The organism is Microbispora sp. ZYX-F-249 (genome assembly GCF_039649665.1).
In the GTDB taxonomy this organism is placed as follows: domain Bacteria; phylum Actinomycetota; class Actinomycetes; order Streptosporangiales; family Streptosporangiaceae; genus Microbispora; species Microbispora maris.
In genome coordinates, this window is the sequence record NZ_JBDJAW010000017.1 from 145,279 (window position 1) to 170,101 (window position 24,823).

The window sequence follows — 24,823 nt, forward strand, 5'->3', positions numbered from 1 at the left end:
CTGTTCGCGGGGAATTCATCCGGCCGGGAACGTCACGGCGACCTCGAGACCGCCGCCGGGGTTGGGACGTGCCCGTACGGCGGCCCCGTGCGCCGCCGCGATCGACGCGACGATCGACAGCCCCAGCCCCGCCCCCTGACGGCGGCTGGTGTGCAGCCGCCTGAAGGGCGCGAAGAGGTCGCCCAAGCGCTCGGCCGGCACCTCGGGACCGGTGTTGCGGACCGTCAGCACGCCCCCGGCGAGCGTCACCTCGACGGCGCCGCCGGGGTGGTTGTACCGGACGGCGTTGTCGACGAGGTTGGTGACGAGCCGGTTCAGCAGGACCGGGTCGCCGGGGACGACGAACCATTCCAACCGCGCCGTGACCGTCACCCCGCCGCGGTCCGCTTCGGCCAGGACCAGCCGTACGACCTCGTCCAGCGCCACCGGGCTCCGCCTCTCCAGCCCGTGCTCGGCCTGGGAGAGGACCAGCAGGGCGTCGATGAGACCCTCGATGCGGTGGTTGTGGAGCAGCAGCGTGTCGCGAATGTCTCCTACGTCCTCGGGCAGGCCGACCTCGATCGCCGTCCGCTGCACGGCGAGCGGGGTCCGCAGCTCGTGGGAGGCGTTCGCGATGAACCGCCGCTGACCCACGACCGAGCGCTCCAGCCGGTCGAGCATGGCGTCGAAGGTGTCGGCCAGCTCCTTCAGCTCGTCCCGGGGACCGGACAGGGCGATCCGCTCGTGCAGGGTGGACAGGGACAGCCGCTGCGCGGTGGCGGTGATCCGGTGGAGGGGCCGCAGGACACGCCCGGAGATCACCCAGCCCACGACCACCGACACCACCGTCAGGACGCCGATCGCCAGCGCGCTCACGTCCCACTGATAGTGAATGACGTCCCGCACCAGCGCGGACAGCGGCGACTGCTCGTCCACCGGCCCCGGGGCGGCCGGGGCGGGCGGAGCCTCTATCTCCAGCGGCGCGGGAAGCCGCGCGACCCGCGAGTGCAGCGCCTGCCGCAACAGCGTGTTGACGATGACCAGCAGCACGACGGAGGTGAGCAGGAAGATCCCCGAATAGATCAGCGTGAGACGTACCCGGACCGTCGTCACAGCACGTAACCCGCGCCGGCGACGGTCCGGATGCACGGCGGGTCGCCCAGCTTCGCGCGCAGGCGGCTGACCACGACCCGCACCACGGTCGTGAAGGGGTCGGCGTTCTCGTCCCAGGCCTCCTCGAGGAGCCGCTCGGCGCTCACCACCGCGCCCCCCGCCCGCAGCAGCACCTCCAGGACGGCGAACTCCTTGAGCGACAGGTGCAGGTGACGGCCGTCCCTGGACGCCTGGAGCCGGTGCGTGTCGAGCACGATCCCGTGCCGGGCCAGCACCGGGGGCACCTGTTCCCGGCTGCGCCGGCCCAGCGCCCGGACCCGGGCGACGAGTTCGGTGAAGTCGAAGGGCTTGGGCAGGTAGTCGTCGGCTCCCATGCCGAGCCCGGCGACGCGCTCCGGCACCGACGCCGCCGCCGTCATCATGAGGATCCGCGTACGGCTGCCGCGCGCCACCAGCTCGCGGCAGACCAGGTCGCCGTGCAGCTCGGGCAGATCGCGGTCGAGCACGAGGACGTCGTAGTCGCTCACCGTCAGCCGCTCGGCCGCGGCGGCCCCGTCGTAGACCACGTCGACCGCCATGGCGTGACGGCGCAGCCCCATCGCCACGAGATCGGCCAGATCGCGTTCGTCTTCGGCCACGAGAACCCGCATACCCGGGTTCCTAACCGACCGGAGGTAACAGCGGCGTTAACGATGTCGTTCACGGCCGCGCAATCCTGCGGCGGCCACGCTGGCGGGCATGATCAGATCTGTCTGCTCCGCCCTCCTGGTGACCGCCTGTGCGCTGACCGCCTCCGTTTCCGCCCCCACCGCGGCGACGACCGCCGCGACCACGACCGCCGCGACGGCCGCGGCGTCTCCGGGCGGCATGTGCGCCCGGCCGGCCGGGCCGCCGCCCGAGTCCGCGACGCCGACGACGGTGGACACGCTCCGGCAGGCGTACGAGTGCGTGCTGGACAACTACTACAGCGGGCCCGCACTGGACCCGAAGGTCCTGCTGCGGGACGCTCTCGCCGCGTACACGCAGGAGCTGATGCGGCGCGGCGCCGACGCGGCCGATCTCCGGCTGCCCGCGCTGACGGGCAAGCGCGACGCCGACTGGGCCGCGTTCGCCGGCGTGATCGGCGCCGGCCACCCGGACGCGCTGCGCGCCGCGATCACCGGCATGGTCGCCGGGCTGCATGACAACCACGCCCGGGTGATGAGGCCGACGCCCCCGCCCGAGGGCGGGCCGACCGGAACGGGCATCGCGGGGCTGTCGGCCGCGCAGGGGCCACAACTTGATCCGGCGGCCCGGCCGCCCTTGTTCGTCACCCGCGTCCTGCCCGGCAGCCCGGCGGACAAGGCCGGCGTCCGCCCCGGCGACATCGTCGAGAAGGTCGACGGCATGCCGGCGTTCTTCGGGGACAAGGTGAACCAGAGCCTCGTCGACGCGTTCGCCTCCGACCCCGTGCGGCTCACACTCAAGCGGCCCACGACCGGACGCGTCACGACCGTGAAGCTCACGGCGGGGCCCGTCGGGGAGCGGGAACCGGCGGTGACGTCGAAGACGCTGCCCGGCGGCGTCGCCTACGTCCAACTGCCCGGGTTCTTCGAGGGCGCGGCCGACCAGGTGATCGCCCGGCTGAAGGGCGCCACGAAGGCCGCGATCGTCGACCTGCGCGGCAACGGCGGCGGTTCACCGCGCGAGGTGAACCGGCTGCTCGGCGCGTTCGCGCACGGCAAGGTCACCGGCTACTTCTGCCCGCTGACCGGCGACTGCACGGCCAACCGCACCGACGACTCCGTCCCGCTGGTCAACCTGCGCCTGGTCGTGCTCACCGACCGCGCGTGCGCCTCGGCCTGCGAACACTTCAGCTCGGCGGTGAAGGACAACGGCCTCGGCGTTCTCGTCGGGACCCGCACCGCGGGCGCGATCTCCGGCCCGGGCGAGCCGTACCTCCTCGACGACGGGAGCGTGCTGCTGCTGCCCAAGGTCCGGCACCTCGGCCCCGCCCGGGAGACCATCGACACCATCGGCGTCCCCGCCGACCACTACGCCCCCATGACGGCGCTCGACCTGGCCAAGGGCCGCGACCCCGGCCTCGCCAGGGCGCTCGGTCTTCTCTGACCGTGGACAGGACGCGTGGCCGTCTGTCACCATCGAAGACATGATCGTTGGAAAGGACGACGCCACCCGCATCCGGTGAGCGTTCTCGCGCAGCGGGAAGCTGCGGCACTGCGTGAAGAATGGCTGGGCCGCGTGTTGTCGACGCGGCCCGCCGACCGTCCGGCCGCCGAGGCCGCCATCTCCGGGCTCTACGGCCTGATCGGGCTCGCTCCGCCCCGGTTCCACTGGGTCCCTTCACCGCTCACGGCCCTGACCACCCTCCCGCCCGGGGCGCGTCCCCGGCCCGGGGAAGACACGGGCCGGTTATCGGACTGGCCCCTCATCCACCGGTTGGACGCCCTGGCGATGGGGCTCCGCCTCGACCTCGAAACGCGGGTCCGCCGCGCGCATCGGGGCCTGGACGACTGGATCCGCCGCGACATTCGCGTCCCGCTCGAGCGCTCGATCGACGGCGCGTTCGTCCGGCCGGTCCTGGCCGCGCACGCACCACAGCGCCCCAGGCCCGACTGGTACCGCACCCAGGGCGCCTCCTGGGTCGCCCACTACGACGCCCTGCGGCGGGCGGGGGTGGTCTTCCCTGCCGGGCAGTCGCGGCATCTCGACCTGTGGGCCACCGCGGCCGCCTCCTGCGGCCCCTGGTGGCCCCGCCAGGACGTCTGCGTCGTGTCCGAACGGCCCACCGTCCTCCGTACGGAGGTGTGGGGCGACGACGGCGAGGTGCGGCCGCACTGCGCGGACGGCCCGGCCGTGCGGTACGCCGACGGCTGGGAGGTGCACGCCTGGCACGGCACGCTCGTGCCTCCGTGGGTGATCACCGATCCGTCCGTCGAACGCATCGAGCGGGAGGAGAACGTCGAGGTCAGACGGTGCGCGATCGAGCGCGTCGGCTGGGACGCCTACATCGATCGGGCCGGGCTGCGCCCGGTCGCCTCCGCCCCCGACCCCGGCAACCCCGGCCACTTCCTGCGGCTCTACGACCTGCGCCGGGAGACCCGGGTGCTCCTCGCGGTGAACGGCTCCCTCGAACGCGACGGGACCCGCCGCCGGTACGGGCTGACCGTGCCGGGCTACTTCCGCGACCCGGTCGCGGCCGCCGGTTGGACCTACGGGCTGTCCGCCGAGCAGTACTCCCTTCTCGTCCGCCGAACCTGAGGTGACTCCCATGACTGTGACTCTGGCTTCCGCGACTCTGGCGTCCCTGTCCCACCGGACCGGACTCGCCGTGCTCGACCATCTCGAGCGATCGGCGCGCATCCCCGTCGTCGACGGGCTCCACGCCCAGGGCGACCTCATCGTCGTCCCGCTCCCGCTCATCGCCGCGTCCGTGGAGGCCCGGCCGCGGGCCCGGTGGACCGAGGTGCCGCCCGAGGGCGTCGAGTTGCTGCGCGGCGCCGCCGGCGGCAACCCGCACACGCTCGTCGCCGACCCGGGCACCTGCCGCTGGACGGCGGACGTCGCCGACGCCGAGGGCTTGGCGCTCGGGATCTTCGAGGCCTCGGCCGTCGTCTACCTGCTGCATCCCGAGCACGGCGGGACGGGCTGCGCCCCCGGCGCCTACGTCGTACGGCGGCAGCGCGAGCAGTGGTCCCGCGGGCCGGCCCTCGGGGCACGGCTCGTGGCGGACTGACGCCCCACAGAAGAAACCGGGCCCGGGGACGTGGTCCCCGGGCCCGGCTCTCGCTGATTCAGCGCCGCAGAGCGCTCAGACCGCTCAGAGCGTGAGGCCCGTGAGCACCATGACCTTCTCGTAGGTGAAGTCCTCCATCGCCGAGCGCAGCCCCTCGCGGCCCACGCCCGACTCCTTGACCCCGCCGTACGGCATCTGGTCGGCCCGGTAGGACGGCACGTCGCCGATGATGACGCCGCCGACCTCGAGCTCGCGGTTGGCCCGGAAGGCGACGTCCAGGCTGCGGGTGAACACCCCGGCCTGCAGGCCGTACCGCGAGTCGTTGACCGCGGCGAACGCCTCGTCGACCGAGGCGACCCGCTGCACGATCATGACGGGCCCGAAGACCTCCTCGCACGCCACCTTGGCGTCGGCGGGCACGTCGGCCAGCACGGTGGGGGCGACGGTCGCGCCCTCCCTGGTGCCGCCCGCCAGCAGGCGCGCCCCGGCGGCGACGGCCTCGTCGACCCAGCTCACGACGCGGATCGCGGCGTCCTCGCTGACGAGGGGGCCGACCTGCGTCTTGTCGTCCGCGGGGTCGCCGGTCACGAGCGCGCCGACGGCGGCGACGAGCTTGCCGGTGAACGCGTCGGCGACCGCGTCCTCCACGAGCACCCGCTGCACCGCGATGCAGCTCTGGCCCGCCTGGTAGTTGGAGAAGAGCGCCACGCGGCTCGCCGCCCAGTCGAGGTCGGCGTCGGCCAGCACGACCGCCGCGGCGTTGCCGCCGAGTTCGAGTGTGACGTGCTTGCGCGGCACGCTGTCCAGGATCGAGTAGCCGACCGGGCCGGAGCCGGTGAAGGAGATGACCGGCAGCCGAGGGTCCTCCACCAGCGCGGCCGCCCTGTCGTTCGGCACGGGCAGCACGGAGAACATGCCCTCGGGCAGATCGGTCTCGGCCAGGATCTCGCCGAGCACGAGCGCGGAGAGCGGAGTCGCGGGGGCGGGCTTGACCACGATCGGCGCGCCGACGGCGATGGCGGGGGCGACCTTGTGCGCCACCAGGTTGAGCGGGAAGTTGAACGGCGTGATCGCCAGCACCGGGCCGTGCGGCACGCGGGAGACGTAGGCGAGCCGTCCCTGCGCCGCGGGCTCGGTGTCCAGCCGCTGCACCTCGCCGCTGAACCGGCGGGCCTCCTCGGCGCCGAAGCGGAACGTCGAGATCGCGCGGCCCACCTCGCCGCGCGCCCAGAAGATCGGCTTGCCGTTCTCGGCGCTGATGAGCTGGGCGATCTCCTCGGCGCGCTCGGTCAGCCGCCGGGCCACGTGGGCCAGCGCCTCGGCGCGTACGTGGATGGGCAGCGCGGCGGCCTGCTTGCGCACGGCGTCGGCGGCGGCCACCGCCTGCTCGACCTGCTCGGGGGTCGGCACCGAGTGGACGCCGACGACCCTGCCGTCGTGGGGGTTGGTCACGGCCTGCTCGGCGTCCCCGGTGACGGGGCGACCGGCGAGCCAGAAGGGGCGGGGATCGGAAGTGCGGCCTACGTCCATGTCTTCACGCTATGGCACCTGGCGGGAGGCGGTCCCTACGCCGGACGGGCCAATCGCCGCCCTCCGTCGCGCCATCGTGGACAACTTCTCAGATGTCACAGATGCGCGGCAATTTCATGATGTTTTCTGTTTCATCGCGGTTTGAAGGCGGAGCGGCATGGTTAAGTCATCATCCGGGTCTGTCGCGGGACCCCCAATATGAGAAGGGCTCGTCGCTGATGGGTACGCCGGCGCCGCTCGGTCTTCAGGGTGCCTACGCACGTGGCCATCGCAGCAACTACGACGAGTTGCGCACCCGTCTCCTCGACGTCGCCAACGGGCTGCTCGCCAAAGCCGGGCCGGAAAGCCTGACCGTACGCAGGATCGCCGCCGAGGCCGGCTGCTCGACCCAGGTCATCTACACGATGTTCGGCAGCAAGGAGGGGCTGGCCGAGGCGCTCTACCTGGAGGGCTTCGAGCGGTTCCGGCGCAGGCTGGAGGCCGTGCCGAAGCGCGACGACCCGCTGGAGCACCTGAGTCTGCTCGGCCCCGCGTACCGGGAGGCGGCGCTGGCCGAGCCCGGTTACTACAGCCTGATGTTCGAGCGGGCCATCCCCGGCTTCGTGCCGAGCGAGCGCGCCCGCACCCTGGCGAGGGCCGCGCTCAACATCGTCGACCGGGTGATCGCCGACTGCATCTCCGCCGGTCACCTCGTGCCCACCCAGCCCCGGAAGATCGCCGATGCGCTGTGGGCCGCGGCTCAGGGCGCGCTCGGCCTGGAACGTGCCGGACATCTGCCCGATGGCAAGACGTACGAGATCGTCACGAACGCCACTATCCGCTCTTTCCTCGCCCGCCGTCCCTCCGCCTGAGCCCGGCCCGAGCTAGAGGCACAGCGCGATCCACAGCTCGGCCCGGACGGCGGGATCGTCCAGATCGCGGCCGAGCAGTTCGCTCACCCGCTTCATGCGGTACCGGAGGGTGTGCCGGTGCACGCCCAGACGTTGCGCCGCCGCGTCCCAGTGGCCGTTGCTGGCCAGGTAGGCCCGCAGCGACTCGACCAGATCGGCGCGCGAGCCGTACTCGCGGAGCGGCGCGAGGATCGCCGCGGCGAACGACGCGGCGGCGGCCGGGTCGATCAGCGACAGCAGCCCGCGCCCGGCCAGTTCGCTGAAGCGCGCCACCGGCGAGGCCGAGACGAGCGCCCGTCTCGCCTGGTCGAGAGCACGGTCCAGGGAATGGTCGGGGGCATGGTTGATCGCATGGTGCAAGGCGTGGCGCAGGGCGCGGTCCGGAGCACGGTCCTCCCAGGACTCCGCGCGCATCTCCGCGGGGGTCTCGGTCCGGCTCTCCATCCGGCTCTCCATCCGGCTCTCCGCCCGGCACTCCGCCCGGTTGTCGGTCCGCGCGGCGGCCGCGATCTCCACGCCGGGCGCGCTGACGCCCACCCGGCCGTGCCGCGCGGCCAGCGCGACGACCTCGTCGGCGCAGGAGTCCGGTGCCAGCACGACGAGCAGCCCCTCCCAGTGCGCGGTGAAGCACGAGGGGACCACCCGCGACGTCGTCCCGGCGGCCGGCCCGCCCTTCGCCTCACGGGCACTCGCCGCGGCCGGCCGGCGCCCGCCGGCGGAGTGCGGCGCCGCGCCGCTCAGGGCCTCGGTCAGCGCCTCGGGGTCGGGGGTGTCGCAGGCGAGGACCGTGACCGGCTCCCGGGGCAGCCGCATGCCCAGGGCCGACAGGGTCTCCGCGGCGGCCCGCGCCTCACCGGCGAGCAGCAGCCGGAGCACCGCCGAGCGCACGTGCGCCGCCGCCGACCGCTGCTCCCTGCCCTGTTCCAGCGCGAGCGTCAGCAGGGACCCGGCCGCGTTGACGACCGTGTGCGCGATGGGCGCGAACGGCCGCGGCGAGCCCACCGCGAAGAATCCCCTGCGGCCCAGCGGCTGGACGACGACATGCTCGTCCGGGGTGGCCAGTGCGAGGCTCGACAGCGACGGCGCGTTCCGCAGCCGGGTGATCTCGGGCTCGAGCGACCGGGCCGTCTCCCCCGCCCAGTCCGCCGCCGCGCCGCGCGGGCCGGCCGGACCGGCGCGGCGGCCGGTCGCGTCGGCGGCGTGCCGTACGGCGCCCGAGGGGTCCAGCAGCAGCGCCCAGCCGCCGATCTCCCGCGCCAGCCGGTCCACCACGGCCACCGGCCCCTCGCGCTGCAGCGCGGCGCGGGTGAGCCTGCCCTGAGCGGCGAAGGCGCGGCTGATCTCCTCGTACTGCTCCCCGGCGAGCAGGTCGCTGACGGCCTTGCCGATCGCGATGAAGGGGGTGTCCCTCGGCACCTCGACCAACGGCAGCCCGGCGGCCTCGGCCGCCTCCGCGAACCCGGGCGGCACGGCCTCGTGGCTCAGCCCCACCCCGAACCCCAGCCCGGTGACGCCCCGGGCCACGAGCCGGGAGACGTACGGCACGGCGTCGCCGGCGGACAGGCGCATGCCGGTCGTGAGCACCAGTTCGCCGCCTTCGAGGAACGGCGTCGGATCCTCCAGCTCGCTCACCGCGACCCAGCGGACCTGCCGGTCGAGGCCGCTCCGCCCCGCGAGGACCGCGAGGTGGAGCGGTACGATCGCGGTGATCCGGCGCAGCGTGGGTGCCACTGCTCTTCCCCCCGAACAGCCGGCTTGTCCTGTCCGGCCAAAAGTACGTCTCCATTCTGACATAGCGGCATATCGGCAGGTGGCGGCGGCGGTCGTACGGTCTCAGGTATGAGCACTGCCACCACGCACGGCGGCCCGCAGCTCCCTCAGGAGCGCCGCCTCGTCACCGAGATCCCCGGCCCGCGGTCCCGCGAGCTGCTCGCGCGCAAGCAGTCCGCCGTGCCTCCGGGCATCGGCACCACGCTGCCCGTCTTCGTGACCCACGCGGGCGGCGGTGTGATCGTCGACGCGGACGGCAACTCGCTGATCGACTTCGGCTCCGGCATCGCCGTGACCAACGTCGGCAACGCCGCCCCCCGGGTCGTCGAGCGCGTGCAGAAGCAGGTCGCCGACTTCACCCACACCTGTTTCATGGTCGCCCCGTACGAGTCGTACGTCGAGGTGTGCGAGAAGCTCAACGAGCTCACGCCAGGCGACCACGAGAAGCGGACGTTCCTGGTCAACAGCGGCGCGGAGGCCGTCGAGAACGCGGTCAAGGTCGCCCGGCACGCCACCGGGCGGCAGGCGGTCGTCGTCTTCGACCACGGCTACCACGGCCGCACGCTGCTGACGATGACGCTGACGGCCAAGAGCATGCCGTACAAGCACGGCTTCGGGCCGTTCGCGCCCGAGGTGTACCGGGTGCCGCTCGCCTACCCGTTCCGCTGGCCGACCGGCCCGGACAACTGCGCCGAGGAGGCCGCGGCGCAGGCGATCGACATGATCAACAAGCAGATCGGCGCGGAGAACGTCGCGGCGGTGCTCATCGAGCCGATCGCGGGCGAGGGCGGCTTCATCGAGCCGGCCCGCGGCTTCCTGCCGAAGATCGTGGAGTTCTGCCGCGCCAACGGCATCGTGTTCATCGCCGACGAGGTGCAGACGGGCTTCGCCCGCACCGGCCACATGTTCGCCTGCGAGGACGAGGGCATCGTCCCGGACATCATCACCACCGCCAAGGGCATCGCCGGCGGCCTTCCGCTGGCGGCGGTGACCGGCAGGGCCGACCTGCTCGACCACGTCCACAGCGGCGGCCTCGGCGGCACCTACGGCGGCAACCCGCTCGCCTGCGAGGCGGCCCTGGGTGTGCTCGAGACCATCGAGCAGGACAAGCTCGTCGAGCGGGCCCGGCACATCGGCGAGATCATGCTGCCCCGCCTGCGCGCCATCCAGGAGCGCAACCCGATCATCGGGGACGTGCGCGGGCGCGGCGCGATGATCGCCGTCGAGCTCGTGGTGCCCGGCACCAAGGAGCCCTACCCCGCCGCCGAGATCGCGCGCAGGTGCCACGAGCAGGGCCTGCTCGCGCTCACCGCCGGGACGTACGGCAACGTGCTGCGCTTCCTGCCGCCGCTCGTCATCCCGGACCACCTGCTCGAGGAGGGCCTCTCCATTCTGGAGAAGGCACTCAACGTGGAGTAGACCGTTTAAACAACATCAAAAGGGGCACCCGGTCTGTTCCACGGTGTCCCTTTTGTTGTTGCACGGCTTGCGTTATGCCTCGATTTAACCATCGCTTGGCCCGACTCGCGCCGATCACGAAGGGTAACCGCGTTATAACGGTTCCGATAGGCGATCGAGGGGGGACTTTGATGGGCTGGAACCCGAACGGCGCCGAGCGGCTCATGCTGACGTTCGACCCTGCCGGCCTCACCACCACGCAGCGCGACGGCGACGCCTGCGTCGTCTGCCACAAGAAGTGGCCCCGCCCCCGGGTCAAGGTCGGGATGCTGCCCGACAACGCCCCCGTCCACGCGTGCGACGACTGCGCCGAGGCTTTGCTACCCGCCCCGGAGGGCAAGGTGCCGCTGCCCCGCCGCTCCCGGGCGGCCATGTCCTGACCCGGGCCCTCTCCCGTTCCGGAACCCCCGAGCACACCGCGCCACTGCCCGGGTCACGCGGCGCGCCCCCACCGGCTCCGACGCGCGCGCCCGGGCCGCGGTCGCGAATCTTCACCGGGCCTCCCGTCGCGCTCAGGTCGCCAGATCCTCCAGGTGGGCGGCCAGCACCGCGCTGACGCGCTCGGGCGGCATCGACTCCGGCCTGGCCAGGACGTGCACGGTCAGGCCGTCGATGAGGGCGCGCAGCCGTGCCGCCTCGAACTCGGCGTCCCGATGCCCGGCGAGCTCCCCCTCCGCGGCGAGCGCGGCGATGGCCGAGGTCGCCACCTCGACCAGACCGTCGTCCGCGTGGCGCAACCAGGCGGCGGCCGCCGGGTCGCCCTGGGCCCGCGCGGTCAGCTGCAGCCAGACCTCGGCCTCCGCGCGCCGTTCCGCGTCCATGGGCAGCAACTCCTCGAGCAGGCGGCGTACGGCGACACGGACGGGTCCGTCGAACACCGTGTTCGCGATGCGCGTGCGCACCCGCGCGATGACGTGCTCCATCGCGAAGGCGAGCAGCTCCGCCTGGGTCGAGAAGTAGTGCCGCAGCGCGCTCGGGGACCAGCCGGCCTCCGCGGCGATGCTGCGCACGGTGGCGGCGCCGACGCCGTCCCGGCGCACGACCCGCCACAGCGCCTCGGCGATCTCCTCACGCCGCACCTGGCGATCCACGATCTTCGGCACAGATCCTCCAGCCACGCGACTCGCGATTTTTTATAGCACAATGTGTGAGAAAGCTTCGTAGCACACCGTGCGAAATAAGGAGCCGGCATGCTGATCGGTCTGATCGTCGCCTGCGAGGTCGCGTTCTGGGTACTCCTGGTCGCGGGCCTCGCCGTCCGCTACCTCCTGCGCCGGCAGCGGCTCGGCGGCCTGCTGCTGCTCGCCGTCCCCCTCGTCGACCTGGTCCTCCTCGTGGCGGGCGTCATCGACCTCCGGAACGGCGGCCGGGCGGAGCTCACGCACGGGCTGGCCGCGGCCTACCTGGGGTTCAGCGTCGCCTTCGGGCACGACATGGTGCGGTGGGCCGACGCCAGGTTCGCCCACCGCTTCGCCGGAGGGCCGCCGCCCGACCGGCGCAAGCGTTACGGCAGGGAGCGTGCCCGGTACGAATGGCGTGCCTGGGGCAAGGGCATGATCGGCTGGGCCGTCGCCTGCGGGCTGCTGCTGGCCGGCGTCGCGCTCATCGGCGACCTCGACCGCTCGGCCGCGCTGCTGGAGTGGGCCGGCCGCCTGACGTTCGTCATGGTGGTCTGGCTGGTGTTCTGGCCGGTCGCCTGCACCGTCTTCCCCACACGCGCGCCCCGGAACGCCGTCGCGCACGACTCCCTCAGCGGCCCGGCCGGCCGCCGCCCGTCATGACACGACGCGCGCCCAGCGCTCCACCCACTTGTCGTACGCCTCGGGACGCACCGCGAAGTAGACGCCCCGGAACGCGCGGGAGGTGCCGACGCGGTAGCCCAGGCAGATCCGGCGGGCCGCGCCGGTGCACGCCCCGGGGTTGGCCGGGGCGAGGCCCGTCCAGACGGACACCTTGCGCTGCACGTCCGCCGACATCGTGAAGTCGAGCCACTTGTACGCGCACGACGGATGCGCGGCCTGGGCCGACAGCATCCACGCGTCGGCCCACCCGGTCACCGGCCGGTCCGGCAGGGCCCTGACCGGCTTGTGCCCCCGCCTGAGCACGTCCAGGTGGTACGGCGTGGCCTGCGCGAGCCGCACGGACCCGGTCGCGAAGGCCTTGACGACCTCGACGGGGTCGCGCCAGAAGACGCGGCGGCCGTCCTCACCGGAGGTGAACAGCTCGGCGGCTGCGTCGAGCTGGTCGTCGGTGAGGTCGAACGGGTCCTTGATGTCCGCGCCGGCGTCCCCTCCCCGGGCCTTGAGCACCAGCGCGGCGTCGGCGAGCGACAGCGGGCGGTCCCGCAGCAGCACCGGGCCCTTGTCCTCGAAGAGCGACTCCGGGCCGTCGGGACTGACCTTGCCGGCGTCGTAGAGGACCTCGTTGGTCGCCCAGACGTACGGCACCCCGTACACCCGCCCGTCCCGGGTCACCGACGACAGCGTCCGCAGCCGCTTGGGGATCTTGTCGTAGCCCTGCAGCAGAGCGGTGTTGAGCGGGGCGGCCTTGCCCTCGTTCATCAGCCGCCCGCCCACCTCGGGCGTCGCCGAGATCACGTCGAACGACGACGGCGGGAAGTCGCCCGGCTTCTCCTCCTGGCGGGGGTCGTAGTAGCGCAGGCTGACCTTGCAGCCCGTCTCCTTCTCGAACGTGCCGACCCACTTGACCTTGGGGTCGACGCCGCCCCACTCGGCGTACCCGTCGATCGCGACCACGCTGAGCGTCCCCTCGCCCGGGCCGAGGGACGCGGCGGGGGTGGGCGTGGGGCCGGCGGAGGACGGACCGGGGCCGGCGCTGCGGGACGCGGTCGCCGCGGCCGCCGAGGTGCCCGGCGTCGCCACCCCCCTCTCGGGCGCGGGCCCGCCGCCGCACGCGGCCGCGAGCAGGCCCGCCGCCGCGACCGCCCCGGCCAGATGTGTACGGCGCACGCACGACCCCCATGACGAAAGACGGACGCCCCGAGCCTAGCGGCCATACGGAAGAAGCATCGGTGTCCTGCGGGTCTCCGCCGATGAAGCCCGGCTTGAAGGTGTGGCGACTGCGGAAGGCATGGCGTCTGCCGAAGTGCGGTTGACGCCGTCACGCGGCCGGCGGCACCTGACCGCGCCCGGACCGGCCGGGCGCGGTCGCGGACGCGGGTTCAGGCGTTGGTCGGGAAGCCCAGGTTCACGCCGCCGTGGGAGGGATCGAGCCACCGCGAGGTGACGACCTTTCCCCTGGTGTAGAAGTGGACGCCCTCGGTGCCGTGCACGTGCGTGTCGCCGAACAGCGAGGCCTTCCAGCCGCCGAAGCTGTAGAAGGCCATCGGCACCGGGATCGGCACGTTGACGCCGATCATGCCGACCTCGACCTCGTTCTGGAAGCGCCGGGCCGCGCCGCCGTCGTTGGTGAAGATCGCCGTGCCGTTGCCGTACTCGCCGGTGTTGATGAGCTCCAGGCCCTCCTCGTACGAGCGGACGCGCACGATCGACAGCACGGGGCCGAAGATCTCCTCACGGTGGACGCGGGAGTTCGGCGGCACGTGGTCGAGGACGGTCGGGCCGAGCCAGAAGCCGTTCCCCCGGCCGCCGCGCACCGGCGTCTCCCGGCCGTCGACCACGAGCTTGGCCCCCTCCTCGACGCCGAGGTCGAGGTAGGACGCCACCTTGTCCCGGTGGGCGGCGGTGACGAGCGGGCCCATCTGCGACTCGGGGTCGTTGCCGGGGCCGATCTCGAGCTCCCGCACCCGCGACACGATCTTCTCGACCAGCTCGTCGCCGACCGGGTCGACCGCGAGCACCACGGAGATCGCCATGCACCGCTCCCCCGCCGAGCCGAAGCCCGCCGAGACGGCCGAGTCGGCGACCAGATCGAGGTCGGCGTCGGGCAGCACGAGCATGTGGTTCTTGGCCCCGCCGAGCGCCTGCACCCGCTTGCCGTGGGCCGTGCCGGTCTCGTACACGTACCGCGCGATCGGGGTGGAGCCGACGAACGACACGGCCCGTACGGCCGGGTGCTCCAGCAGCCGGTCCACCGCCACCTTGTCCCCCTGGACGACGTTGAACACGCCGTCCGGCAGGCCCGCCTGCCGCCACAGCTCCGCGAGCAGCAGGGACGCGGAGGGGTCGCGCTCGGAGGGCTTGAGCACGAAGGTGTTCCCGCAGGCGATGGCCACGGGGAACATCCACATCGGGACCATCGCCGGGAAGTTGAACGGCGTGATGCCCGCCACCACGCCGAGCGGCTGGCGGATCGAGTAGGAGTCGACCCGGGTCGAGACGTTCTCCGAGTAGCCGCCCTTGAGCAGGTGGGGGATGCCGCAGGCGAACTCCACGACCTCCAGGCCGCGGGCCACCTCGCCGAGCGCGTCCGAGTGCACCTTGCCGTGCTCGGCGGTGATCAGCGCGGCCACCTCGTCGCGGTGCGCGTCGAGCAGCTCGCGGAACCGGAACAGGATCTGGGTGCGCTTGGTGAGCGAGGAATCCCGCCACGCGGGGAAGGCCCGCGCGGCCGCCTCGACGGCCGCGTCGACCTCCTCGGCCGAGGCGAGCGACACCTGCCCGCTCACCTCGCCGGTGGCGGGGTCGAACACCTCCGCCGTACGGCCGGCGCCCTCGACGAGCGTGCCGTCGATCCAGTGGTTAACGCGCTTCATCGTTGACGGCCTCCAGAGCGGTGACGAGGATGCCCAGGCCCTCGCGGGCCTCGTCCTCGGTGAGGGTGAGCGGCGGCGCCATCCGCAGCGTGTTGCCGTACAACCCGCCCTTGCCGACCAGCAGGCCGAGGTTCCTGGTCTCCTCCAGGAAGCGGGCGGCGAGCGCCGGGGCGGGCGCCTTGGTGGCGGGGTCGACCAGTTCGACGGCGAACATCAGCCCCTTGCCGCGTACGTCGCCGACGACGGGCAGCCGGGGGGCCGCCTCGCGCAGCCCGCCGATGATGATCTCGCCGGTCCTCGCGGCGTTGGCCTGCAGGTCGTGGTCGAGCACGTAGTCGAGGGTGGCGTTGGCCGCCGCCATCGAGATGGGGTTGCCGCCGAAGGTGGCCACACCGGCGGCGTGCGGGCCGTCCATGAGGTCGCCGCGCGCCACGACGCCGCCGACCGCGAAGCCGTTGCCGAGCCCCTTGGCGAAGGTCATCATGTCCGGCGTCACGCCGTGGTTCTGGATCCCGAAGAACGCCGAGCCCGTACGGCCCCAGCCGGTCTGCACCTCGTCGGAGATGAACAGGATGCCCTCCTCGTCGAGGACCTCCTTGTACGCCGCGAACAACCCGTCGGGGGCCATCGTGAACCCGCCGACGCCCTGGATCGGCTCGGCGATGAGGGCGGCGACGTCCTTGGTGACGGCCGTGGCGAGCACGTGGCGCAGGTCGTCCACGCAGGCGGCGATGTAGTCGGCGTCCGACATGCCGCGGAACTGCGCCAGGTGCTTGTCGGCGCCGTGCAGGAAGTGCACGTTGAGCGGCGACAGCGAGTTGTTCTTCCAGGACCGGTTGGAGGTCACGCTGACCGCGCCGAAGGACCGGCCGTGATAGCTCTGCCGCATGGCGAGCACCTGGTCGGACCCGCGGGCGTAGGTGGCCAGCAGCAGGGCGGTCTCGTTGGCCTCGGTGCCGGAGTTGGTGAAGAAGACCTTCGCGTCCGGGATGCCGGACAGGCGGGCGATCTTCTCGGCCAGCTCGACCTGGCCGCGGATGAGGTACAGCGTCGAGGTGTGGACGACGCCGGTGGCGAGCTGGCGCTCGACGGCCTCCCGCACCTCGGCCACGTCGTACCCGATCATGTTGGTCAGGATTCCGGCGAAGAAGTCGAGATAACTCTTCCCGTTCGCGTCGACGACGCGGTTCCCCTTGCCGCCGACGATCTCGATGGGCTCGTTGTAGTACAGGGCCATCCAGTTCGGCATGACCGCGCGATGGCGTGCGAGAAGGTCCGACATGCTCAGAAGTATCCCGGCTGACGGGTGACCGGCTCACCCGTCAGCCTGTCTGGGATACCGCGAGTTTGCCTTACACAGTGGTGGGCGTCGCGGTCTCCGGCGCGGGAGCCGTTCCCGCGGCCTTCCGGCGCAGGACCAGCAGCGCGACCAGGGCCGCCGCGAGCGAGCAGCCCGCGCCCACCCACGAGCCTACGGACATCGCCGACACGAACGCCTCGCGTCCGGCGGCCGCCACGGCGGCGTCCCCGAGGTTCACCGCGACGCCGATCGACTCGCGCGCCGCCGGCGGCGCCGACTCCGGCATGGCCGCGGTGTACGCACCGGCGAGCACGCTGCCGAGCACGGCCACGCTGAGCGCCATGCCGACCTGCTGCACCGTGTCGTTGAGCGCGGAGCCCACCCCGGCGCGCTCGGGCGGCACCGCCCCCATCAGCGTGGCGTACGACGCGGGACCGGCCAGGCCGCCGCCCACTCCCATGACCATCAGGCCGGCGATCAGCGTGCCGTACCCACCGGTGAGCGTGGACAGCAGCACGAACCCGGCGGCCATGACGACCAGGCCGGTGACGATGAGCGTCCGGTTGCTCACCTTCTTGCCGAGCGCCGCGCCCAGGCCGTTGAACACCATCGCGGCCGCCACGTACGGCAGCAGCGCGAAACCGGCCTTCAGCGGGTCGTAGCCGAGGACGAACTGCAGATACTGCGTGATGGCCAGCATCAGCGCGCCCGCGCCGAACGACAGCAGCACGATGGAGAAGCACGCGCCGCTGAACGAGCGGTCGCGGAACAGGCCGAGCGGCAGCATGGGGTGGGCGGTGCGGCGCTCCCACAGCACGAACGCGAGCAGCGCCGCCGCCGACAGTGCCACGGTCAGGGGGTTGAAGTGCCCGCCGGGCGCCGAGATGACGGCCCAGACCAGCCCGCCCATCCCCGCCGTCGACAGGATCACGCCGAACGGGTCGGCCCGCCGCGCCTCGCCGTACGTCTCGGGCATGAGCGCGAAGGCCGCGACGATCGCCAGCACCGCGATCGGCACGTTGATCAGGAAGACCGACCCCCAGTAGTAGTGCTGGAGCAGGAAGCCGCCGATGGTCGGACCGGCGATGACGCCGACCATGGCGACCGAGCTCCAGGCGGCGATGGCCTTGCGCCGCTCGCTCTCGTCGAACACCGCGATCAGGATCGACAGGGTCGACGGCATCACGCAGGAGCCGCCGACGCCCATCAGCGCGCGGGCGGCGATGAGCTGCCAGGGCTCGGTGGCGAGCGTGGCCACGAGGGACGCCCCGCCGAAGAACGCCAGGCCGATCACGAGCATCCGCCGCCTGCCGTACCGGTCGGACAGGCTGCCCGCCGTGAGCAGCAGGCCCGCGAACACCAGCACGTACGCGTCGATGATCCACTGCACGTCGGACGGCGTGGCGCCCAGGTCACGCATGAGCGACGGGATCGCCAGGTTGAGGACGGTGTTGTCCACCACCAGGGTCAGCAGGCTCAGACAGAGGACGCCGAGGATCCACCAGCGTCGGGGATGAGACATGAGAGTCACCTCGAACAGTGTGCGAGTACTGTCGGACACTGTACGACTCAATCGAACACTGTGCGAGCGAATATTGTGAGGCCGTGTCAGCGAAGCCGTTCTCCTCGGTCTGGACCCGTGAGCGCAAGGGTGCGCGCGAGCAGGGCCTCAGCCGTGACCAGATCGTCCGCGCGGCCGTGGAGCTGCTCGACGCCGAGGGCCTCGACGCGCTCAGCATGCGCAAGCTCGGCGCCCGGCTCGGCGCGGGGGCGACCAGCCTCTACTGGCACGTGGCGAACAAGGACGAGCTGCTCGAACTCGTCATGGACGAGGTCTACGGCATGGTCACCGTGCCGGACGACGCGGGGTGGCGGCAGGCGGCCACCGCCTTCGCGTACGGCCTGCGCGGCGCGATCCTGGAGCATCCGTGGAGCGCGAGCCTCATCGGCGCGCTGCCCGCGCTGGGGCCCAACGCCCTCGCCGCGGCCGACAACCTGATGGCCGCCTTCGCCGAGGCGGGGTTCGGCGACATGGACCTGGACTACGCGGTGGCCGCGGTCGTCGCCTTCACGCTCGGAGCCACCGTGCCCGAGGTGGCCTGGTCGAGGGCGGCCGCCGAGGCCGGCGCCGACCACGTGGAAATGCAGCAGGCCATCGCGCCCGTGCTGGAGAAGCTGGCGTCCGAGCGCCCGCGACTGCGCGAGCGGTACCAGACATACGTGGGCAAGAGCTTCGATCCCGCGATCGCGCGGCGGCTCAGCTTCGACTTCGGGCTGATGGCCCTTCTGGACGGTCTCGGCACCCGCCTGCACTGAGAGCCGGCTCTCAGTGTGTCAGCTACTGGGGGGTCATCCTTACATAATGATCAGGTAGCCTCTGAGCATGCTCCCCACGGTCGCCGACGTGCTCGCGCTGGACACCGTCCGGCGTGGCAGCCCCCGGGTGGTGGCGGGCGGCGACCGGCTCGACACCAGGGTCCGGTGGGTCCACGTGGGCGAGGTGCACGATATCGCCCACCTGTTACGCGGCGGCGAGCTGGTCCTCACGACCGGTGTGGCGCTGCCGAGCGAACCCGACAAGCTGGCCGACTACATCTGCGAGCTGGCCGCGGTCGGCGCCTCGGGCCTGATCGTGGAGCTCGGCCGCAGGTTCGTCCGCGAGCTGCCGAGGGCGGTGGTGAAGGCCGCGGAGGAGCACGGGCTGCCCCTGATCACGCTGGCCCGCGAGACGCCCTTCGTGCAGATCACCGAGTCGGTCCACGCGCGCATCATCGACATCCAGCTCCAGGAGCTGCGGGCCTCCGAGCAACTCCACGAGGTGTTCACCGAGCTGTCGGTCGAGGGCGCCTCCCCGGCGGAGGTGCTCAACCAGGTCGCGCGGTTCTCCGGCCGCCCGGCGCTGCTGGAGAACCTCGCCCACCAGGTCCTGGCGTGCGACGCCGCCGGGGGCGACACCGGAACCGTGCTGGCCAACTGGGAGACCAGGTCGCGTGCCGTGATGCCGGCAGAGCGGACCGCCTACGACGCCGCCGCCGGGTGGCTGGTGACCATGGTCGGCGCCCGCGGCCAGGACTGGGGACGGCTCATCCTGCTGTGCGACGGCCCGCCCAGCCCCCGCGACATCGTGCTGGCCGAACGCGCGGCGACGACGCTCGCGCTCAGCCGCCTGCTGGAGCGGCACCAGGAGTCCCTGGAGCGGCAGGCGCACGGGACCATACTGACCGGCATCCTCACCCACGCGTACGCCGATCCCGACGAGGCCGCCGCCCGCGCCCGCGCCGTCGGCGTCCCGCTCACCGGCCGCAGGCTCGTGAGCGCCGTCATCCGGCTGACCGCGCCCGCCGGCACCGCGCTGGGCGAGCAGGCCCGGCTGGGCGAGCTCGCCGAGGCCGGCGCCGCCGCCTGCCGCGAGGCCAAGCTGCCCGCGCTGGTCGGGGCGCTGGACCAGAGCCGCGTCGGAGTGCTGCTGCCGCTGCCGCCCCGCATGGCCGCGGAGACGGCGCTCGACGCGCTGGCCGAGCGTCTGCGGGCGAACTTCGCCACGCCGTTCGTGCTGGCGGCCGGCTCGGTCGTCGAGTCCATCAAGGACGTACGGCGGAGCTTCCTGGAGGCCGAGCAGGTGGCGGAGGTGGCCGTGCGCCAGCCCGACGGCCGGCCGTTCTACCGGCTGCCCGACCTGCGACTGCGCGGGCTGCTGCACCTGCTGCGCGACGACGCCCGGTTGCAGACCTTCGCCGAGCGCGAGCTGGGGGCCCTGCTGGCCTACGACGCCCAGCGGCACGGCGACCTGACCAGGATCCTGCGCATCTACCTCGACGCGGGACGCAATAAGGCGGTGGCCGCACAGAAGGCCCATCTGTCCCGTCCCGCCTTCTACGACCGCCTGCGGCGGCTCGAACGCGTCCTCGACACCGACCTCGACGACGTCGAGTCGTGCCTGTCGCTGCACGTCGCGCTGCTGGCGCTGGAGACCTTCCGCCGAGAGCCCACCTGAGCGAGCTCTCTGCACGGCCCAGTCGATGACCAGGGCGGACGATTTGACCCGGTAAGGCGTGCGCTGGGCGGCTCCTCGCGGACATGCTGACACCCGGAAAGTAGGTATGTCGTCCCGGGTGTAAGGTCTACCGCCCCTGACTACTTTTCGTATGCTCGCGCTCACGGGGTGAATCGTGCTTACCTCGAAACGTGCCCACGATGAGCGAACCCAGAATCAGCCCGACGGTCGTGGTCCGGGCCCTGTCCGCACGCTTCCCCAAATGGACCATCTGGTGGGGCGAGGCCACCACGCACTACTGGGGCATGTCCCGGCGGCGCGACGGACTGCTCGTCCACATCGAGGCCCGATCCGCGCAGGAGTTCGTGCAGCGGGCGCGGGAAATCGACGCTAATACCCCTTAATGCACTTATATGCATCAATGTCCGATTCGACGGCCGAGAGTTGCCGAAGTCGTCTGGGAATTTCATGCGCTTTAGCGCGTTTCCGTCGCTTCCGTACGCAATGGTCGCCACGATGGTCCCGCAAGGATCACCGAGCGGGAGCAATCGAATGAAACGCCGCCTGATCGTCGGGGCCGCAGCGCTGGCCCTGACGACGACCATCTCTTCGGCACCGGCCACCGCCGAGCCCGTCGCCGGACTGCCGACGACGAGCTTTCCCCTCGGTGAGCCCGGGATCCCGAAGTCGGCGGCCAAAAGCCTGGCCCCCGGCGTCAGTTACTTCACCCTCAAGCACGGCAAGCCGCAGGACGGGTACACGGTCAGCGTCGTCATGGCGGGCAAGGACTTCATGTCCGAGGCCAAGGCGCAGGCCCAGGCCGCGGCCGTGCAGGCGGCGGGCCTCGAGCCCGTCATCGTCAAGTTCACCAGGCCCGCCGTCGCCGACCACCCCGCCGGCGACTACTTCATGGTGCGGGTGGGCAGCTGGCCGCTCGACCAGAAGGCCGCGGCGGCCGAGGTCGTCAAGCAGCTCAAGGACGCCGGGGTGAGCGCGAAGGTCGACTTCCAGGGCGACGACGGCTTCGTCACCACCGGCCCCTGGGACATGCGGGTCATCGTCGTCGACCCGCGGAAGTTCCGCGGCTCCTACGAGGCGTCGCTGGGCACGAGCGTCGCCAAGCGCGAGAGGGTCTCGGCCATGGCCTCCGCCGCCAAGGCCCTCGCCGCCGTGAACGGCGGCTTCTTCGACATCCACACGCTGCCCGCCTTCCGCGGCGACCCCACCGGCATCTCCGTCGTCCGCGGCAGGCTGCTCAGCGAGGCCGTCGCCGGCCGCGTGGGCCTGGTCCTGCGGGGCCGTACGGCGCGCGTCACCGAGTTGTCGTCCAGGGTGGTCGCCCGGGCGGCCGACGGGACCACGGCCGAGGTGACCGGCATCAACCGGGTGCCGAGGCCGGACGAGCTGGTCATGTACACCGAGGAGCTCGGGCGGGACACCCCGCAGGACGACGGGATCGAGGTGGTCCTCGACGCGTCCGGCAGGGTGACCGCCGTCCGCGCGTCCGGCGGTCCCGTGGCGCCCGGGACCCGCGTGCTGCACGCCGTCGGAGCCGCCGCCGACTGGCTGTCGCAGCGCGCGGGCGAGGGCACGACCATCACGGTCACGACCCGGGTCACCGACCTGCGGACGAACAAGGCCATCCCGCTGACCCCGGAGACCAACATCATCGGCGGCGCGATCGGCCTGGTCCGGAACGGCAGGACCTCGATCACCGCGTCGCGGGACGGCATGGCCAACACCAACATGATCCTGCGGCGCCACCCGCGTACGCTCGCCGGCGTCACCCGCGACGGCAAGCTCGTCATCGCGGTCGTCGACGGCCGCCGTCCCGGCGGCACGATCGGCGCGTCGTTCTTCGAGGCGGCCGCCCTCATGCGCTGGCTCGGCGCGCGCGACGCGGTCAACCTGGACGGCGGCGGGTCGAGCACCATGGTCCTCGGCAAGAAGGTGGTCAACCATCCGTCCGACGGCGCCGAGCGGGGAGTCGGCGACGCCCTGTTGATCCTCGGCCCGCGCTGAGCCCGCTCAGGCGCAGGAGGCCGCGAGGAGCCGGGCGATCGTGTCGTCGTCGCAGGTGTCCCAGAACGTCCCGACCGTGTCTTCGAGGTGGTCGAACGAGGCCGCCTCGAAGAGGACCTCCTGATATTTCGTGATGTCGTAGTGAGTGGTCCCCATCGCGGCGAGGTCGAGCGGGCGGATGTCCATCCCGCGGAACTCCTCGATCTCGCCGTACGAGCTGAGGATCCCCGCGCCGTACGCCCTGAGTTCGCCGTCCTCCCGCATGACGCCGAACTCCAGGGTGAACCAGAAGACCTTGGACACGAACTCCAGCGCCTCGTCGGTCTCCACCCGGCGCGCCGCCCGGCCGGCGGCCCGGTACAGCGCGGCGAACCGGGGTGACGCCAGCGTGTTGGCGTGCCCGATCACCTCGTGGATGACGTCCGGTTCAGGGGTGTAGAACGGCACGGAATGGTGCCGGATGTACTGGGTGGAGTGGAACAGGCCGTCGGCCAGGACGCCGTAGAACTCGCGGAGCGGGACCAGCCCGGCCGCGGGCAGGTAGCGGAAACCGGTCAGCGGCTCCAGAAGGTCGCCGACCTCCTGAAGCTGCGGGATGCGATCCTCCGGCAGACCGAGCCGCGCCGCCGCGTCGAGGAACTCGCGCACCGCGTACTTGTGATGCTTGATCGCCAGTTCCTTGGTGACGAGCGCCCACACGTGGTGCTCCTCGTCGGTGTACTCGGCCGTCGGAATGGGGTCACCCGGCTTGTGCACGAGCGCCAGCGCCGCGATCGCGTTGCGGCGCTGACGGTAGACCGCGTCCGCGAAACCGGGGTGGCTCGTGGCCAGCTCGACGACGACGGATCCGTCATCCTTCGTCGCCACCGGAGCGAAATACTGCGCTTCTTCAAACATACTCCGATATGACAGCAAGTAACCGCTTAACTGGCAAGAGTGACCAGTTGAGGTGTGCGAAACGCTCAAATCGGCGTGTTTTCGGGCGGGCACACTGGTCGATTCGCTCAGTCCGGGCGTACCCTCGGCGCATGCTCGACGCGCTCGACAGCCGCCTGCTGACCACCATGCGGGCCAACCCCCGGATCGGGCTCACCGAGCTGGCCCGCCTGCTCGGCGTGGCCCGCGGCACCGTGCAGTCGCGGCTGGACAAGCTCACCGCCCGCGGCGTCATCGCCGACTTCGGCCCGACGATCACGACAGAGCAGATCGGCTATCCCATCCTGGCCTTCGCCTCCCTGCAGATCGCTCAGGGCAAGCTGGCCGAGGCCGTGCGGTGGCTGGACGGCATCCCGGAGATCCTCGAGGTCTACGGCACCAGCGGCCAGGCCGACCTGCTGTGCCGCGTGGTCGCCCGCAGCACCCCGCATCTACAGGAAATCATCGCCCGGATCCTCGCCTCCCCCGCCGTCCAGCGCACCGACACGACGATCGCCCTGTCGACCCAGATTCCCTTCCGCATCGAGCCCCTGCTGGAGGCCGCGGTCGCACGGCCCGAACCGCGGTCACCGGCCTGAGCCACCGACGCCCGTGTTGAGCCAGGTCGCCGGCACAGACGATCCGGGGCTCGGGGCTCAGACGATCCGGGGCTCAGACGGATCTCGCGAGGCGGAAGCCGAGGTCGTCGATGCGGAACGTCGGATGGCTCTTGCGGCGGCACGACGCCCGGCATCCCCGGGGCAGATCATGTGCCCCTCCGCCCCGGAAAACCCGGTAAGGGCCGTAGACACTCGCGTCGTAGACGTCCCAGCACCATTCCCAAACGTTGCCGATCATGTCGTGCAGGCCCCACGCGTTCGGCTTCCTGGTCCCCACGTCGTGCACGCGCCCGCCGGAGTTCTCCCTGTGCCAGGCGATCTCGTCGAGCTCCCCGTACCGCACCCCGGTCGTCCCGGCCCGGCAGGCGTATTCCCACTCCGCCTCGGACGGCAGGCGGTATCCGTCCGCGTCCCAGTCACAGACCACGTCCTGCGCGTCGGGGTCGTCCCCGATCGCATAGCAGGGAGTCAGTCCCACCGACTCTGAAAGGCGGTTGCAGAACCGGACGGCGTCGATCCAGGACACCTCGGTGATCGGCGTCAGCGGTCCCGCCGAGCTCACCACGGCCTCGCCGGTGACGGACCGATACAGCTCCCGGGTCACCGGAAAGGGCGCCAACAGGAAGTCCCCGACCGCGCCCACCCAGTTGGTCCGCGTCCCCTCGTCCCGGAGGAGAAGCCTCCCCGCGGGAACTCGGATCATTCGCTCCATGCTCACCTGAGCCGGCGATGATTCACGACTCACCGTACGGTCCTGCCCTTCGCCGTCGATTCGCCCGTCCGCCCGGGCAGGCGCGGCAGTACGGCAACAAAAAAGGGGC

The 24,823-nt window shown here is 72.0% G+C and carries 23 protein-coding genes; 12 read left to right on the forward strand and 11 right to left on the reverse strand.

Going from position 1 to position 24,823, the window contains the following annotated elements; genetic code table 11:
- Window positions 1-15: 15 nt before the first annotated feature.
- The gene (locus AAH991_RS21505) at window positions 16-1,092 is read right to left on the reverse strand and encodes a sensor histidine kinase (protein ID WP_346227665.1); all 1,077 of its coding nucleotides are present in this window, start codon (window positions 1,090-1,092) and stop codon (window positions 16-18) included.
- Window positions 1,089-1,742 carry a response regulator transcription factor gene (locus AAH991_RS21510; RefSeq protein WP_346227666.1) on the reverse strand — a complete coding sequence of 218 codons (654 nt, stop codon included), beginning with the start codon at window positions 1,740-1,742 and terminating at the stop codon, window positions 1,089-1,091. The genes AAH991_RS21505 and AAH991_RS21510 overlap by 4 nt, the downstream gene beginning before the upstream one ends.
- An 88-nt stretch (window positions 1,743-1,830) precedes the next feature.
- Here AAH991_RS21510 and AAH991_RS21515 point away from each other — a divergent pair, with 88 nt between their 5' ends.
- The 3 genes from AAH991_RS21515 to AAH991_RS21525 all read left to right on the forward strand — a co-directional run bounded on the left by AAH991_RS21515 (window position 1,831) and on the right by AAH991_RS21525 (window position 4,828).
- The gene (locus tag AAH991_RS21515; RefSeq protein ID WP_346227667.1) at window positions 1,831-3,201 is read left to right on the forward strand and encodes a S41 family peptidase; all 1,371 of its coding nucleotides are present in this window, start codon (window positions 1,831-1,833) and stop codon (window positions 3,199-3,201) included.
- Window positions 3,202-3,276: 75 nt separating this feature from the next.
- Window positions 3,277-4,353: a DUF6745 domain-containing protein gene (locus AAH991_RS21520; RefSeq protein ID WP_346227668.1), complete on the forward strand. Its 1,077-nt coding sequence runs from the start codon at window positions 3,277-3,279 to the stop codon at window positions 4,351-4,353.
- 10 nt (window positions 4,354-4,363) lie between these two features.
- Window positions 4,364-4,828 carry a DUF8820 family protein gene (locus tag AAH991_RS21525; RefSeq protein ID WP_346227669.1) on the forward strand — a complete coding sequence of 155 codons (465 nt, stop codon included), beginning with the start codon at window positions 4,364-4,366 and terminating at the stop codon, window positions 4,826-4,828.
- Window positions 4,829-4,912: 84 nt separating this feature from the next.
- Here the strand turns inward: AAH991_RS21525 and AAH991_RS21530 are convergent, their stop codons facing one another.
- Window positions 4,913-6,358 (reverse strand): aldehyde dehydrogenase family protein, encoded by a 1,446-nt coding sequence (locus AAH991_RS21530; RefSeq protein ID WP_346227670.1) that lies wholly within the window; start codon window positions 6,356-6,358, stop codon window positions 4,913-4,915.
- 218 nt (window positions 6,359-6,576) lie between these two features.
- On the opposite strand from AAH991_RS21530, the gene AAH991_RS21535 reads away from it, so the two are divergent.
- Window positions 6,577-7,209 (forward strand): TetR/AcrR family transcriptional regulator, encoded by a 633-nt coding sequence (locus AAH991_RS21535; protein WP_346227671.1) that lies wholly within the window; start codon window positions 6,577-6,579, stop codon window positions 7,207-7,209.
- Window positions 7,210-7,221: 12 nt separating this feature from the next.
- On the opposite strand, the gene AAH991_RS21540 is transcribed toward AAH991_RS21535, so the two are convergent.
- On the reverse strand, window positions 7,222-8,979 hold the full coding sequence (locus AAH991_RS21540; protein WP_346227672.1) for a PucR family transcriptional regulator: 1,758 nt from the start codon (window positions 8,977-8,979) through the stop codon (window positions 7,222-7,224).
- Between the two features lie 108 nt (window positions 8,980-9,087).
- On the opposite strand from AAH991_RS21540, the gene gabT reads away from it, so the two are divergent.
- The gene (gabT, locus tag AAH991_RS21545; RefSeq protein ID WP_346227673.1) at window positions 9,088-10,437 is read left to right on the forward strand and encodes a 4-aminobutyrate--2-oxoglutarate transaminase; all 1,350 of its coding nucleotides are present in this window, start codon (window positions 9,088-9,090) and stop codon (window positions 10,435-10,437) included.
- Between the two features lie 170 nt (window positions 10,438-10,607).
- Window positions 10,608-10,856, forward strand: coding sequence for a hypothetical protein (locus AAH991_RS21550; RefSeq protein WP_139576006.1), 249 nt, complete (start codon window positions 10,608-10,610; stop codon window positions 10,854-10,856).
- Window positions 10,857-10,988: 132 nt separating this feature from the next.
- Here the strand turns inward: AAH991_RS21550 and AAH991_RS21555 are convergent, their stop codons facing one another.
- Window positions 10,989-11,579 carry a TetR/AcrR family transcriptional regulator gene (locus tag AAH991_RS21555; RefSeq protein WP_346227674.1) on the reverse strand — a complete coding sequence of 197 codons (591 nt, stop codon included), beginning with the start codon at window positions 11,577-11,579 and terminating at the stop codon, window positions 10,989-10,991.
- Between the two features lie 87 nt (window positions 11,580-11,666).
- Here AAH991_RS21555 and AAH991_RS21560 point away from each other — a divergent pair, with 87 nt between their 5' ends.
- Window positions 11,667-12,257, forward strand: a complete 591-nt coding sequence (locus tag AAH991_RS21560; RefSeq protein WP_346227675.1) for a hypothetical protein — start codon at window positions 11,667-11,669, stop codon at window positions 12,255-12,257.
- Here AAH991_RS21560 and AAH991_RS21565 read toward each other — a convergent pair.
- From AAH991_RS21565 to AAH991_RS21580, 4 genes are all read right to left on the reverse strand, one after another.
- The gene (locus tag AAH991_RS21565) at window positions 12,252-13,445 is read right to left on the reverse strand and encodes an extracellular solute-binding protein (RefSeq protein WP_346227676.1); all 1,194 of its coding nucleotides are present in this window, start codon (window positions 13,443-13,445) and stop codon (window positions 12,252-12,254) included. The two genes, AAH991_RS21560 and AAH991_RS21565, sit on opposite strands and share 6 nt — an antisense overlap.
- A gap of 212 nt (window positions 13,446-13,657) precedes the next feature.
- On the reverse strand, window positions 13,658-15,151 hold the full coding sequence (locus AAH991_RS21570) for a CoA-acylating methylmalonate-semialdehyde dehydrogenase (protein WP_346227677.1): 1,494 nt from the start codon (window positions 15,149-15,151) through the stop codon (window positions 13,658-13,660).
- Window positions 15,138-16,433: an aspartate aminotransferase family protein gene (locus tag AAH991_RS21575; protein ID WP_346227678.1), complete on the reverse strand. Its 1,296-nt coding sequence runs from the start codon at window positions 16,431-16,433 to the stop codon at window positions 15,138-15,140. Before AAH991_RS21575 ends, AAH991_RS21570 begins: the two co-directional genes overlap by 14 nt.
- A 70-nt stretch (window positions 16,434-16,503) precedes the next feature.
- Window positions 16,504-17,973 carry an MFS transporter gene (locus AAH991_RS21580; RefSeq protein ID WP_346227679.1) on the reverse strand — a complete coding sequence of 490 codons (1,470 nt, stop codon included), beginning with the start codon at window positions 17,971-17,973 and terminating at the stop codon, window positions 16,504-16,506.
- Window positions 17,974-18,056: 83 nt separating this feature from the next.
- On the opposite strand from AAH991_RS21580, the gene AAH991_RS21585 reads away from it, so the two are divergent.
- The 4 genes from AAH991_RS21585 to AAH991_RS21600 all read left to right on the forward strand — a co-directional run bounded on the left by AAH991_RS21585 (window position 18,057) and on the right by AAH991_RS21600 (window position 22,467).
- Complete coding sequence (locus AAH991_RS21585; protein WP_346227680.1) at window positions 18,057-18,767, forward strand: TetR/AcrR family transcriptional regulator C-terminal domain-containing protein; 711 nt, start codon at window positions 18,057-18,059, stop codon at window positions 18,765-18,767.
- A 67-nt stretch (window positions 18,768-18,834) separates the two neighbouring features.
- Entirely contained in the window at window positions 18,835-20,445 is a 1,611-nt protein-coding gene (locus AAH991_RS21590; RefSeq protein ID WP_346227681.1) for a PucR family transcriptional regulator, read from the forward strand.
- A 200-nt stretch (window positions 20,446-20,645) separates the two neighbouring features.
- A complete protein-coding gene (locus AAH991_RS21595; protein ID WP_169953641.1) occupies window positions 20,646-20,849 on the forward strand; it encodes a hypothetical protein in 204 nt (67 codons plus the stop codon).
- A 148-nt stretch (window positions 20,850-20,997) separates the two neighbouring features.
- The gene (locus AAH991_RS21600; protein ID WP_346227682.1) at window positions 20,998-22,467 is read left to right on the forward strand and encodes a phosphodiester glycosidase family protein; all 1,470 of its coding nucleotides are present in this window, start codon (window positions 20,998-21,000) and stop codon (window positions 22,465-22,467) included.
- Between the two features lie 6 nt (window positions 22,468-22,473).
- Here AAH991_RS21600 and AAH991_RS21605 read toward each other — a convergent pair whose 3' ends face one another.
- Window positions 22,474-23,334: a phenylalanine 4-monooxygenase gene (locus AAH991_RS21605; RefSeq protein WP_346227683.1), complete on the reverse strand. Its 861-nt coding sequence runs from the start codon at window positions 23,332-23,334 to the stop codon at window positions 22,474-22,476.
- A 161-nt stretch (window positions 23,335-23,495) separates the two neighbouring features.
- On the opposite strand from AAH991_RS21605, the gene AAH991_RS21610 reads away from it, so the two are divergent.
- Window positions 23,496-23,981: an Lrp/AsnC family transcriptional regulator gene (locus AAH991_RS21610; RefSeq protein WP_346227684.1), complete on the forward strand. Its 486-nt coding sequence runs from the start codon at window positions 23,496-23,498 to the stop codon at window positions 23,979-23,981.
- Window positions 23,982-24,054: 73 nt separating this feature from the next.
- On the opposite strand, the gene AAH991_RS21615 is transcribed toward AAH991_RS21610, so the two are convergent.
- Window positions 24,055-24,747, reverse strand: a complete 693-nt coding sequence (locus AAH991_RS21615; RefSeq protein ID WP_507185153.1) for a formylglycine-generating enzyme family protein — start codon at window positions 24,745-24,747, stop codon at window positions 24,055-24,057.
- Window positions 24,748-24,823: the final 76 nt, after the last annotated feature.

Bases quoted from the DNA above. Each gene is read 5' to 3' on its own strand.
- AAH991_RS21600 (WP_346227682.1), top strand. From the start codon at position 20,998: ATGAAACGCCGCCTGATCGTCGGGGCCGCAGCGCTGGCCCTGACGACG.
- gabT (WP_346227673.1), top strand. From the start codon at position 9,088: ATGAGCACTGCCACCACGCACGGCGGCCCGCAGCTCCCTCAGGAGCGC.
- AAH991_RS21515 (WP_346227667.1), top strand. From the start codon at position 1,831: ATGATCAGATCTGTCTGCTCCGCCCTCCTGGTGACCGCCTGTGCGCTG.
- AAH991_RS21510 (WP_346227666.1), bottom strand. From the start codon at position 1,742: ATGCGGGTTCTCGTGGCCGAAGACGAACGCGATCTGGCCGATCTCGTG.
- AAH991_RS21535 (WP_346227671.1), top strand. From the start codon at position 6,577: ATGGGTACGCCGGCGCCGCTCGGTCTTCAGGGTGCCTACGCACGTGGC.
- AAH991_RS21570 (WP_346227677.1), bottom strand. From the start codon at position 15,151: ATGAAGCGCGTTAACCACTGGATCGACGGCACGCTCGTCGAGGGCGCC.
- AAH991_RS21595 (WP_169953641.1), top strand. From the start codon at position 20,646: ATGAGCGAACCCAGAATCAGCCCGACGGTCGTGGTCCGGGCCCTGTCC.
- AAH991_RS21610 (WP_346227684.1), top strand. From the start codon at position 23,496: ATGCTCGACGCGCTCGACAGCCGCCTGCTGACCACCATGCGGGCCAAC.
- AAH991_RS21550 (WP_139576006.1), top strand. From the start codon at position 10,608: ATGGGCTGGAACCCGAACGGCGCCGAGCGGCTCATGCTGACGTTCGAC.
- AAH991_RS21575 (WP_346227678.1), bottom strand. From the start codon at position 16,433: ATGTCGGACCTTCTCGCACGCCATCGCGCGGTCATGCCGAACTGGATG.
- AAH991_RS21590 (WP_346227681.1), top strand. From the start codon at position 18,835: ATGCTCCCCACGGTCGCCGACGTGCTCGCGCTGGACACCGTCCGGCGT.
- AAH991_RS21560 (WP_346227675.1), top strand. From the start codon at position 11,667: ATGCTGATCGGTCTGATCGTCGCCTGCGAGGTCGCGTTCTGGGTACTC.
- AAH991_RS21580 (WP_346227679.1), bottom strand. From the start codon at position 17,973: ATGTCTCATCCCCGACGCTGGTGGATCCTCGGCGTCCTCTGTCTGAGC.
- AAH991_RS21530 (WP_346227670.1), bottom strand. From the start codon at position 6,358: ATGGACGTAGGCCGCACTTCCGATCCCCGCCCCTTCTGGCTCGCCGGT.
- AAH991_RS21525 (WP_346227669.1), top strand. From the start codon at position 4,364: ATGACTGTGACTCTGGCTTCCGCGACTCTGGCGTCCCTGTCCCACCGG.